Source organism: Woeseia sp. D3-10 (genome assembly GCF_055809415.1).
Genome location: NZ_JBVVTW010000008.1, coordinates 1 through 12,755, shown reverse-complemented (window position 1 = coordinate 12,755; position 12,755 = coordinate 1). Strand labels below are relative to the sequence as shown.

General features: G+C 49.0%; 7 protein-coding genes and 2 pseudogenes. All 9 read left to right on the top strand.

Features of this window, described 5'->3' with window-relative positions; all coding sequences use genetic code 11:
• The coding region (locus AC0L8N_RS18860; RefSeq protein ID WP_473670282.1) for a hypothetical protein at positions 1 to 195 on the top strand (195 nt) is incomplete at its 5' end.
• Positions 177 to 1,118 (top strand): annotated as a pseudogene (locus AC0L8N_RS18855) (condensation domain-containing protein); the annotation flags it as partial. The gene AC0L8N_RS18860 and the pseudogene AC0L8N_RS18855, both read left to right, overlap by 19 nt.
• Before the next feature lie 72 nt (positions 1,119 to 1,190).
• Positions 1,191 to 6,299 carry an amino acid adenylation domain-containing protein gene (locus AC0L8N_RS18850; RefSeq protein WP_473670286.1) on the top strand — a complete coding sequence of 1,703 codons (5,109 nt, stop codon included), beginning with the start codon at positions 1,191 to 1,193 and terminating at the stop codon, positions 6,297 to 6,299.
• On the top strand, positions 6,296 to 8,140 hold the full coding sequence (locus AC0L8N_RS18845; RefSeq protein WP_473670279.1) for a condensation domain-containing protein: 1,845 nt from the start codon (positions 6,296 to 6,298) through the stop codon (positions 8,138 to 8,140). Before AC0L8N_RS18850 ends, AC0L8N_RS18845 begins: the two co-directional genes overlap by 4 nt.
• A gap of 220 nt (positions 8,141 to 8,360) precedes the next feature.
• Entirely contained in the window at positions 8,361 to 8,492 is a 132-nt protein-coding gene (locus AC0L8N_RS18840) for an AMP-binding protein (RefSeq protein ID WP_473670284.1), read from the top strand.
• Positions 8,493 to 8,508: 16 nt separating this feature from the next.
• Positions 8,509 to 9,237, top strand: coding sequence for an AMP-binding protein (locus AC0L8N_RS18835; protein ID WP_473670277.1), 729 nt, complete (start codon positions 8,509 to 8,511; stop codon positions 9,235 to 9,237).
• 17 nt (positions 9,238 to 9,254) lie between these two features.
• Positions 9,255 to 10,154, top strand: a complete 900-nt coding sequence (locus tag AC0L8N_RS18830) for a condensation domain-containing protein (protein ID WP_473670275.1) — start codon at positions 9,255 to 9,257, stop codon at positions 10,152 to 10,154.
• 5 nt (positions 10,155 to 10,159) lie between these two features.
• Positions 10,160 to 12,116: pseudogene (locus tag AC0L8N_RS18825) on the top strand (non-ribosomal peptide synthetase).
• Entirely contained in the window at positions 12,055 to 12,666 is a 612-nt protein-coding gene (locus AC0L8N_RS18820) for an AMP-binding protein (protein ID WP_473670273.1), read from the top strand. The pseudogene AC0L8N_RS18825 and the gene AC0L8N_RS18820 overlap by 62 nt, the downstream one beginning before the upstream one ends.
• The last annotated feature ends 89 nt before the right edge of the window (positions 12,667 to 12,755 follow it).

Sequence of the window (12,755 nt, the reverse complement as noted above, 5' to 3'; positions counted from 1 at the left end):
CACCTGCATGAAATTCTGCGAACTACTTATCAGGAGTGTGACTCTGAAGTAACACAGCATGTCCAGGCGACATTTTCGTTGCCTGTGACCGAGCATGATCTCACCGCGCTGCGGCAGCGCAGCCTCAGCGTGAGGCACTCGGTGCACTTCTCAGTGCACAACAAGAAAAAGCATTCGACCTTAGTCGTGACCTGATGATCAGAATGGATCTGGTCTATCTTGATAAAGAACAGGTATTAGTCTTATATACGATGCACCACATTGCCAGTGATGGCTGGTCTCAGTCGATATTTCAACGTGAGTTCATGCAATTATATGAAGCGTTTTCATCACAGCAACCTAATCCTTTACCTGCCCTGGCTATTCAATATGCTGATTTTGCGCAGTGGCAGCGAGACGCTGGATGCAAGGTGAAAAGGTTAGAGTCACACCTCGCATACTGGCGTAATGCGTTGGCCGGTATTCCTGAGGTGCATAAAGTGAAGCTGGACAAGCCGCGTCCAGCTCAGCAGTCTCGTCAGGGTATTGGCTATCGCACTATCCTGAATCATGCGTTGACGGCGCAGTTGCAGACACTGTGCACGAGGTTTGATGTCACGCCGTTTATTTTTTTACAAACGGTCTTTGCCTTGTTCATTGGTAAATACAGTAATGAAACCGACATCGTGATTGGTTCTCATGTCGCCGGGCGTACCACAGAGCAGGAAGAAGCCTTGTTGGGCGGCTTCATGAACACCTTAGTGTTGCGTACCGATCTGTCAAAAGAGGCGTCGTTTACACAGTTGCTGGCTCGCAACAAACAAACCATTGTTGATGGCTTTTCTCACGCCGCGGTCCCATTCGACATGGTGGTAGAGCAATTCCGCCATCAAAGGACATTAAGTTATGAGCCTGTCGTACAGATCATCTTTGCACTGCACAACGAAATGGATCAACAGTCAGCACCGGATTTGCAGCAGGAACACGCTATGCTGACGGCACAAAGCACACGTTTTGATATTGGCCTGCATATGGTGGAAGTTGGTGAGCAACTGCATTGCCAGTGGAACTTCAGAGCCGATCTGTTCTGCCAGGAAACAGTGCAAAATATGGCATTGAATTTTGAGTTTTTACTGACTCAGCTTTGCCAGCAACCAGACCAACACATAGGGCGAGTTAGTTATGTCAGACCACAAGAGCTGCATCGTCAAATGCATGAGTTTAATGCAACGGATGTGGCACTGCCTGATACGCGACTGATTCATCATCAGTTTGAAGAGATGGCCCGGCGCTATCCCGACGCACTGGCTGTCACAGATGAGCATACCCAGCTGACCTATGCTCGGCTGGACGCCCTGAGCAATCAGCTGGCCCATGAACTGATCCGCCAGGGAGTAGAACCGGGGGATTATGTGGCGATTTGTCTGGCGCGATCAACTGAAATGTTGGTCAGTATGCTCGGGATTATCAAGGCTGGGGCTGCATATGTGCCAATTGATGCAGACTATCCGGCAGAACGTATTGCTTATATGCTGGAGGATTCAGGGGCCAGAGTTGTGCTCACACACGCCCGTTGTGTTCAGACATGGTCAGAGCGGTTTTGTGTATTTGACTTCGATGCACCTGTGTGCCAACAAGCGCAGAATAATGCACCGATCACCCCGCCTAAGCTAAGCCGGGCAATTACCCTGCAAGACATCATATATGTGTTGTATACATCGGGGTCTTCAGGTCAGCCCAAGGGGGTCATGACTCCGCATGGCGGCGCGTTGTCGTATTGTTTGTCGGGACTTGAGCAGTACTATGGTGCGCAACTGGATGGCTCTATGGTGATGACCAGTTTGAGCTTTGGGGTTACTTTGCCGGGTCTGTTATTACCGTTAATGAAAGGCGGGTTGATAGAGTTGATTGGTACAGAAGATGTACTGAACACCTTCTGGCACAATATTTTGACGACACAACGTAATTGTCTGGTGCGGATGACGCCCTCGCATGTGGCCAGCCTGAATGACGTATGTATGCACTTTACGCCGTCACAGGCACAGCATTGTTTTGTGATCGGCGGGGAAAAATTCACCCAACAGGCTTTTCAGCGATTAAAAACCTATTTTCCACAGGCAAAAATTTACAACCATTATGGTAGTACAGAGGCCATTGTGGGATGTAGTCTCTTTGATACGGATAAACTGGTTTGTGACACTGAGCAAGCGCCAATTTTGCCAGTCGGTAAGCCGCTAAACTATACCCGGTTGTTTGTACTTGATCAGGACGCTCAACCGCTTCCTCTGGGAATGACCGGGGAGCTGTATGTGTATCGTAAGCATCCTACTGCCGGTTATGTGAATGCGCCGACGCTCACAACACAAAAGTATGTGCCTGTACCTGAGTGGCTGTCACAGGCGATGCCTGAGTTAAGTGGAGGGTGCTTGTTTAAGATGGGCGACCTGGCGCGCTGGCGACCCGACACAGAGCTGGAAATCGTTGGGCGAAGTGATGAACAGGTCAAAGTGCGGGGGTTTCGTATCGAGCTGGTCGAAGTAGAGGCCGCATTACGCGCGCTGGAGACCATCGAGTATTGTGTTGCTGCGGTCGATAGCAATGTGCAACAGGGAGATCGCCTGATCGCCTATGTGTCTGGTACGGATTTATCTCCCCAGGCAATAAAAACAGCGTTGGCTGAAAGGTTACCACCATTTATGGTGCCAGATGTGATCATCGTACTGGCATCGATGCCCCTGACACCGAATGGTAAAGTAGATAAAACGGCGTTGCCCGCAGTGACACAAGAGTTGTTCCACTCAGAGCACCTGGTTGCCCCCAGAAATGACCATGAGTCGCGCGCATTAGAAGCGTTTAAAGACGTATTATGGGTGGAGAAAATCGGGGTTTTTGATGACTTCTTTATGCTGGGAGGCCATTCACTACTGGCCTCGAAGGTGATCAATCGGTTACGCGGTTTCTATGGGGCGGATCTTGCCCTTAATCTACTGTTTAGCCATGCTAATGTCGCCGAATTGGCGCAGAAGCTGGCGATGCACGTGCAGCAAAGCGTACAACTGCCGCCTTTGTTGCCACTGCACATGGCGCAAAGTCAGGTATCCTTTGCTCAGCATCGACTGTGGTTTCTTGACCAGCTTAAAAAAGGCACACCCGAATATAATGTGGCCGGCTTAGTTGTTTTGCCAGAGGCATATGCGCCTACGCACATGTCGGTGGCTTTGAAAACCTTACTACAACGTCATCAGACATTACGGAGCCATTTTGCCAAACAGCAGGACCAGGTATGGCAAATCCTGGAAAAAGACGTCACGGTTCCTTTTGAGGAACACGATCTGACCACGCTCAGTGAGCAACAATGCGATGAATATATCAGTGCACTGCTAAGCAGCGAGGGGGAGTACCGGTTTGATTTGAGTCAAGATTTGATGATCCGCTTCCACGCACTGAAACTCGCTGATGATCGATGTGTTGTTATTTATAATATGCATCACATTGCCTGCGATGCGCGATCGCGCGCTGTATTGGAACGAGAGTTGTGTCAGATCTATACAGCAACCTGTGGTGCTCAGCCACATGGACTGCCAGACATTGAATTGCAATATAGTGATTATGCTCAGTGGCAGCGCCAGTGTCTTGATGCAGGGTTATTGAAGAATGGCCTGGATTACTGGCAGCATCAGTTGCAAGGGGTGAGTGGATCGCATAACTTGCCGATGGATTATCCACGCCTGAGCGAGTCGGCAGGACAGGGTAAATCACTCTACGTCCGGCTTAATCATGAACATGCTGAGCAGATCCGAACATTATGCCGTCAGCAGGGCGTGACGCTCAATATTTTCATGCAAAGTGCCTTTGCGTTGTTGTTAAGTCGCCTGAGTGGCGAGCAGGACGTGGTGTTTGGCACGTCAGTCTCTGGTCGAGTTGATGAACGTCTTGAGTCAGTCATTGGTTTGTTCATTAATGATGTGGTGATCAGGAGCCAGATTAATGGTGCCGATTCTTTTTACGATGTGTTGTCACAACAAAAGTCTACCAACTCAGACGCTCTGGACAATCAACATGTACCTTTTGAGTTGATTGTTGAAGCCATTAATCCGCCTCGTACACAGTCGATGCATCCTGTATTCCAGCTAAAACTGGATGTGCAGTCGAGCCTGGACCCTAATACTGCTTATACCGCTTTGAATGAGCAGCAAACGAAGCGCCACCATGCTCAGTCCGTGCAGGGGGTGAAGTACGATTTATATCTTAACGTTAGCGAAGATGCACAGGGCCTATTGCTGAGTTGGCGCTACGACATGCAGCTGTTTAAAGCGCGAACAGTCGATATGATGGCAAGCAGCTTTGAAGTGTTGCTCCAGGAGATCATATGTCATCCGTCAGCCAGGGTTGATGGGCTTGGGATACTGGATGAGCCAAGCGCACAAAAAATGTTGAAAGGCTGGAATGACACCACGTGCGATTTTCCAGCCCACAGTGCCATCCATCATCTGATAGCGCAGCGGGCTCGTTTGTGTCCTGAGCGGGTTGCCATCTCAATGCATCATCAGCACATTACCTATGCAGCGCTTGACTTACGTGCTGATCGTCTGGCGTCAGAGCTGCTTAATCTGGGGGTGGTCGCTGACAGCAAAGTGGCGATTATGGCGCATCGTGACATTGAGCTGGTGGTGGCGATACTCGGGATACTTAAAGCCGGTGCGGCGTACGTGCCCATTGATCCGACATGGCCAGAATCACGACGCGATTATGTGCTGGAGAACAGTGCGTGTCAGGTGATCCTGGGTCAACAGATGTATTTGGCTGAGCTGCAAGAGACGCCGCTGCACTTGGTGACGTTCGAGACATTTAGTTCGCTGTCGAAGTCAGCGCCTGTGCTGCCTGAGGTTAACCCGCAACAACTCGCTTATGTACTATATACATCGGGCTCAACGGGTAAGCCTAAAGGGGTGGCGATGCACCATCGGGGGTTAGTAAACCGTCTGAACTGGGCACAGCAGAAATATCATCTGCAGGCATTCGATAAAGTGTTGCAAAAAACGCCCTACGGGTTTGATGTCTCGGTGTGGGAACTGCTCTGGCCGTTATTTGCCGGTGCACAGATAGTGATGGCTGAGCCCCAGGGGCACATGGACCCTAAATACCTGGTAAAAGAGATAAATTGTCATCAAGTCAGCTTCTTACATTTTGTGCCTTCTATGTTGAGTAGCATACTCAATGAATCACAATGGCAAACCTGCTCCAGTATCAGGCAGGTCATCTGTAGTGGTGAGGCACTGCCAAGAGAGCTGGTCGCACAGTTCTTTTCCGGTGATACCTATAGTTTACTTGATAACCTGTATGGCCCGACGGAGGCTGCCATCGACGTCAGTTACTGGAATTGTAACCGCGAAATGGACGATCTTTCAGTGCCAATTGGTCAGGCTATCCATAACACGCAATTGTATGTGGTGGATCAACAAATGCAGCCCGTACCTCAGGGAGTGATTGGAGAGCTTCTTATCGGCGGCGTTGGTCTTGCCAGGGGGTATGTCTCTGCGCCTGCTTTAACTGCGCAGCGATTTGTTCCCAACCCGTTTAGTGAAGCGCCCGGGGCGCGTTTGTATCGCACCGGTGACCTTGTGCGTTTTCGTGAGGACCGCACGCTGGAATTCATTAATCGCGTTGATGATCAGGTCAAGATCCGCGGTATAAGGATAGAGCTGGGTGAAATTGAGTCCACACTAAAAGGGTGTGATGAGGTGCAAGACGCTGTGGTATTAGACGTCAAGGGAGCGGGCGGCGAAACGCATTTAGCGGCTTATATTGCGTTGGTAAACAAGGAAACCCTGGTTGCTGAACAGGAAACCGCTTTGATCCAGGCGCTAAAAACGCAGCTCAGTCGCCTTTTACCTGAGTATATGCTGCCGTCGCAGTATGCATTCCTTGCCCAGTTACCTACCACGGCAAACGGTAAATCTGATCGACGTCAACTCAGAGCGCTGACAACTGTGAGTGGCAACACGTCGAGTTATCAGGCACCGAGCACTGATATTGAAATGCAACTGTGCTCGATTTGGTCTGAATTGCTGGGGGTTGAACGTGTCGGGGTCAATGACGACTTCTTTGCTCTGGGCGGACACTCCTTATTAGCAACTCAATTGCTTAACTCGATTTACGCACATTTTGGCATTGAAATACAGCTTAAGACCCTATTTGAAAATACAACAATTAACGCATTGTCGCTGGAAGTGATGAATGAACTGATTAGCAGCACTGCAACGAACAATGGCTCAACACTGCATGATGCAAACGAAGTTGAAGAGGTTATTTTAGAATGAGTGTACTCAACGTACTGCGTACCGCAACTGAACTCGGTGCAAGCTTTTATTTAAAAGATGGAAAACTGGCATATCAAATGAAAAAGGGAGCCAAGTTACCAGCTGAACTCAAAGCGCAAGTGTTGTCATATAAAGACGAGATAGTCTTGCACCTACAAAAGGCTCAGAACAAAAACAGAACTCAGTTACCGGCAATAAGAAAATGCGCTGAGACACAAGACACCCCGCTGTCCTTTGCACAGCAGCGACTTTGGTTCATCGATCAGTTGGAAAGTGACTCAACTCAATTCAATATCACGGGTTTTTTCAGTCTGGAAGGAGACGTGGATCCACAGGGTATCGAGTATGCGGTGGCGCAGATCCTCAAACGTCACGAAATACTGCGTACCGTGATCGTCAGTGATGGCGGCGATGCACGGCAAAGGGTACTGAATGATTACGTGTTACCCTTTACTTTTCATGATTTGACGCACCATGGAGAAACTGAGCAGGCGACAGTGCTGGAAAATCTGATGCAGCAGGCATTTGGTCAGCGCTTTGAGTTGCATAAAGACTTGATGATTCAGGTGCACCTGGCTTCGCTAAGCCCTGATAACCATGTTATTTTTTACGTTATGCACCATATTGCCAGTGATGGCTGGTCAAAGGGGATTTTACAGCGCGAGCTGAGCGCGTTTTACAACGCATATGTGAGTGGGACAGAAGCCACGGTTGGGACCTTACCGGTGCAGTATCGTGATTACGCGCTCTGGCAGCGAGAATGTGTGCAGGGGGAGCGCAAAACACAGGGCCTTGCTTATTGGAAACAGGCATTAGCTGACTTACCCCTGGTTCATAACCTGCATCTTGATCATTCTCGGCCAGCCAGGTTACGCAATGTGGGTCAGTCATTTCATACGACACTGCCTAAAGCACTATGCGACAAAATTGCACACTTAAACCGCACCCATGGTACGACGGTGTTTATGTTTATGCACACGGCATTGGCAATATTACTGTATCGGCACAGTGCTGATCAGGATATTGTCGTTGGCAGTGCGATGACCAGCCGACAGCAGAAGGACGTTGAGAATCTGATCGGCCTGTTTCTCAATGATATTGTGATCCGCACCCAGGTTGAGGAAGCGGCATCTTTCGAAGCCACTTTGATGCGGCAGAAAAACAATATTCTCGATACTTTTGAATATCAGTATGTGCCATTTGACCTGTTGGTCGAAGAACTAAATCCTAAGCGGAGTCTCAGTTATACACCGCTATATCAGATTAAGCTTGATATTCAAAATAACCGTCGCAGTGCCTTACAGCTCGATGCCACCGAAGCCAATAGTGCGCAAGTACCACAGCAATCACCCAGCGATGCGCATAGCGCTGCAGAGCATGGTGTGAAACAAGACTTATACATAGGGGTGACCGAGCACGCTGACGGCATGTCCCTGTATTGGCGCTTTAATACAGATCTATTCTTACCACAAACTATCCAGGCCTTATCGAGACAGTTCGCTACATTACTGGAGAGTATTTTTGAAAATCCGCAGTGCCCTGTGTCCAATTTAGCTATGCTTGACACTGCACAGCAAGCGAGCTTAATTACTGCTGGCCAGGGTCATTCTGTATATTATGGCGCGCAACAATGCGTGCATACCTTATTTGAACAACATGTTATGAGTACTCCCAATGCCATTGCCGTTGAGTATGGCAAGGAGTCAATGACTTATAACACACTCAATGAAGAAGCAAACCGGCTCGCTCATTTTTTAATAAGCAAAGGCGTTGGGCCCGGTACACTGATCCCGGTGTGTGTAGAGCGATCCATTGAAAATGACGATCGTGCGGGATCCTAAAGCTGGCGGGGCCTATGTGCCAATAGACCCCAAAATCCCGCAATCTCGTCTCGATGCCATTTTAGAACAGGTGGACAGCCAGTACGTGCTGACACAAAGTGACTTGGTCAACGTCCGAATTGTCTTTTGTCGATACGCCGGCATTGCCACTGGATGAAAACTTTCGGGTTGCCATTTTCGCTAACAACCGAGTACCAACCCACAGGCCTGTGAGTCAGGTCTGAGTGCGGATGCTTTGGCGTATGTGATTTTTACTTCTGGTACAACTGGCACGCCTAAAGGGGTGATGGTTGAGCACCAGGCCTTTCTGAAGTATCTGGAAGCGGCCATAGAAAACTACTATGGTGTCTGATCTGAAGGGGGCTCTGGTGGCAACTTCCTACAGTTTTGACTTGACTGGTCCAAGTTTGTTCTTACCATTGATCAATGGTGACAGGGTCGTTTTACAGGCCGAAGGGTATGAACTTGAAGCATTAGCTAAGTTGTTCCAGACCCCGGATGTCGCTACGTCTTATTTACTTAGGATCACACCTAGCCACCTGCAAGGGATTTTTTCACTGTTATCAGACCCCCTTGTACCTAATCCGACACACCATACCTTTGTTATAGGAGGGGAACCTCTGGTTGAGTCTGTGGTGACTAAGCTACGCCGACTCTTTCCAAATGCTGAATTGTTCAATCACTATGGACCATCAGAAGCGGTTGTAGGCACGAGTAGTTTCAGGATCCCGGAAAACTTTGCTGAATGCGAATCCAAGTACATCCCCATCGGGACAGCGCTGGGATTTCGCAATGTACTGGTGCTCGATGATCAACAGCAGCTGGTACCTGTGGGTGTTGCGGGAGAGTTGTATGTAGCGGGTAGCGGTCTGGCGCGGGGGTATTATCAGGATGAGGCGCAGACTCAGGCGAAGTTTTTACCTTGCCCTTATGAGGACGAGTGTGGCCCGGTGATGTATCGAACGGGTGATGTGGTCAGGTGGTTGCCAAGCGGGCAGCTGGAATTTTTACGCCGAGCTGACAATCAGGTTAAAGTGCGTGGCTTGCGTATCGAGCTGGGGAAATTGAACACAACCTGCTGCTGCTCAATGAAGTGAGTGCCTGTACTGTGATTGTGTCTGAACATGAAGGGGGAGCCAATCTGATAGCTTATGTTGTCAGTACAGAGAAGCTCGACTTTGATGTTGAAGATGAAACGGCTTACATCCAGAAAAAAGAAGCGCTGATCCACAAAATGCACGCCGAACTGGGGCAGCAAGCTGCCCGAATATATGTGCCGAATATCTATATCTTTATCGATGAGCTGCCTTTGAACTCACGAGGAAAGCTTGATTTTAAAGCGTTACCGTCCCCTCAACAGGGAGACATGCTCAAGGCTCAGTATGTTGAACCGCAAAATGACACTCAGGAAAAGCTGTGTGCGCTTTGGGGCCAGGTCCTAAACTTGCAACAGGTCGGAATTAAAGACGATTTCTTCTTGATCGGCGGGCATTCATTACTGGCAACACGCTTTATTAATATGCTGCGCGAGGAAATGCAGATCGAATTGCCGCTCAAAGCCCTATTCGAATCGCCTACGATTGAGCAATTCAGCGAGTTAGTGGAAACGGGTTACGAAGACAATGTGCTGCCCCCGGTGGTTAAGGTCAGTCGTGATCAGGTTTTACCTTTGAGTTATGCGCAACAGCGTTTGTGGTTTATTGATCAGCTTGGTGAAGGCAGTGTGGAGTACAATGTGCCCGGTCGTTTTGTGCTGAGTGGTGACTTTAGCCGCACAGCCTTTGAGAATACGATCCGGGTCATTTTAGAACGCCATGAAGTACTGAGAACGCACTTCGTTCAGCAAGGAGACGCGGCACAGCAGATCATTAAACGTGAGTACGAGCTGCCGATCACGTTCCATGACTTATCCGACGTCTCTGAGCAGGCACAGCAGCTCCATGCGTTGATGATGCTTGAGGAAAATACGCCGTTTGATCTAAGTAATAATTCCATGCTCCGTATTCTGACTTAGAAAAAATGTCTCAGTATGAGCACTTAGTGCTTTATACCATGCACCACATCGCCAGCGACGGCTGGTCTCGCGCCATCTTGCAAAAAGAGTTTAAACAAGTGTATGCGGAATTGTATAAGAATCACCAAAACCCACTGACGCCCTTGCGTATTCAATATGCAGATTACAGTGTCTGGCAGCGAGACTGGATGCAAGGAGAGATGCTGGCTAAGCAAGTATCTTACTGGCAGCAGCAATTGGCAGGCCTGCCGATGGTGCATAGTCTGCCGTTAGATAAGCCTCGTCCACAAACCCCCTGTCATCAGGGACGTGCCCAGTTTAAGGTGATAGACAAAGATCGTACAGCCGCGATTGAAGCACTATGCAAACGCTACAATGTCACGTTATACATGTTTTTGCAGACGGCTTTCAGTGTGTTGATAAGCCGCTACAGTGGCGAAACGGATATCGTGATGGGATCGCCTATCGCAGGTCGTACCCACAAAGATTTAGAGAGCCTGATGGGGTTCTTCGTTAACTCGCTGGTGATCCGCACCGATTTAGCAAAAGCTGATACATTTGCTGCGCTGCTGGAGCAGAGTAAAACCACTATTCTGGACGCTTACACGCATCAACATGTGCCATTTGAAATGTTGGTCGAAGAAGTTTGTCCTGAACGCAATATGACGTACAACGCGCTCTTTCAAATTCTTTTTGCGGTGCAAAATAATGAACGTAAGGTGATGGATGTCAGTATCCACGATGACAACCTGACTGAGGGAGACCTTAAGATCCGCTTTGATTTAGCGCTGCATGTCACAGAAGTGAAAGACACACTGTCACTGCGTTGGTCTTATAAGAAATCACTGTTTAATGACGATACCATCTTACGCATGGCACAAAACTTCGACACCTTGCTGGACAGTATTTTGACATCATTTAACGAGTCTGGTCGAGATCCCCGTCTTTGCGAGTTAGCGGTGGTTTCAGAGCAAGAGCAAACCATGTTGCTTGAAGACTGGTCTTGTCATACACGCGATTACCCGACCGGAGTGTGTTTACATCAGCTTATTGAACAGCAAACGGAAAAAACCCCAGATAATACAGCGGTCATTTTTGAAGAACAAAGTCTGACCTACCGTGAACTGAATCACAGGGCGGATCAGTTGGCGCGCTACCTTGTTGAGTGCGGGGTACAGGTTGGCGATATCGTTGCAATCACGACCCATCGAAACCTCGATACCATGGTTGGGTTATTAGGGATCCTCAAAGCCGGAGCAGCTTACCTGCCGTTGGATCCGGTTTTCCGGCCAGCCGTCTGAAATTTATGCTGGATGATTGTCAGGTCAATCTGATGGTCTGTGCGAGTGCTTCTGAATTTGATGTTGCCGCTTTGGGTGAATGTCAGATTCTGGTGCAAAGTGATGCAGCGTTCCGGGCCAGGTTATCCGCAACGAGCCAGCAAGATAACCCGCTCCCTGAACCGACGCCTGAAAGCCTTGCTTATGTTATATACACGTCCGGGTCGACAGGTCAGCCAAAGGGGTCCTTGTTGAGCATCACAGTGTGTGTAATTTCTTGTTTGGGTGTTGTGACTTATTCCTCAACGACGACATTGATGGGTCGTTAGTAAGCTCGTCAATATCATTTGATGCCACGGTTCAGTCGTTGTATGTGCCATTGCTGGTTGGTTTGTATGTTGAACTGATAGCGGATAATGAACAGCTGATCACTAACCTGGCTGACTATATTGTCGATGATGAAGCGGCCTTGCTGTTCAAAATTACCCCTACACATTTAAAAGCCATCGCGAATTTGGGTGACGACATTACTAATGCGCATGCCAGACACGTCTTTGTTGTGGCCGGTGAGCAACTCACTCGGGATGTACTGGCACCGTGGATGAAAACATATCTGCCCAATGCCACCTTCATTAATGAATATGGGCCCAACAGAGGCAACTGTGGGGAGCTGTACATTTGAGGTGTCTCCGTCACATCAATTTAGCGGCTCCGGTATCAGTGTGCCTATAGGTAAACCTTTGCCTAATGTGGAGTTTTATGTGCTGGATGCGCATATGAATGTGCAGCCGGTGGGCGCGCCTGGTGAGCTATATATCGGCGGCGCAGGGATAGCAAGGGCTTATCTGAACCGGGTTGAGTTAAGCGAACAAAAGTTCATTCCGAACCCATTTTCAGACTCCCAGGCCGGGCGCTTGTACCGAACCGGTGATTTAGTTCGGTGGCTACCCGACGGTAACGTTGAGTTTATCAAGCGGATTGACGACCAGATTAAGATCCGGGCTTCGGTTGAGCTGGGCGAAATAGAAGCGCACCTGGCATCGCATACGGATATATCCGGGGCGGTGGTGACGGTACGCAAAGATCAGGACGAACCACAACTGGTTGCATATGTTGAACCGAGTCCAGCCTATTTGGCCCGCTCTGTTCAGTCTCAGAGTGAAGATCATGTCTCGCAATGGACAGAAATTAATGACGACAAATACAGCGAAGAGATACCGACCACGCGGTAGAAAATAACTTTTTTGGCTGGAACAGCAGCTATACGGATAGGGCCATCAGCGACACGCAAATGACGGAATGGGTGTCAGAAACCAGGTGC

Bases quoted from the DNA above. Each gene is read 5' to 3' on its own strand.
- AC0L8N_RS18850 (WP_473670286.1), top strand. From the start codon at position 1,191: ATGCATGAGTTTAATGCAACGGATGTGGCACTGCCTGATACGCGACTG.
- AC0L8N_RS18845 (WP_473670279.1), top strand. From the start codon at position 6,296: ATGAGTGTACTCAACGTACTGCGTACCGCAACTGAACTCGGTGCAAGC.
- AC0L8N_RS18820 (WP_473670273.1), top strand. From the start codon at position 12,055: ATGCCACCTTCATTAATGAATATGGGCCCAACAGAGGCAACTGTGGGG.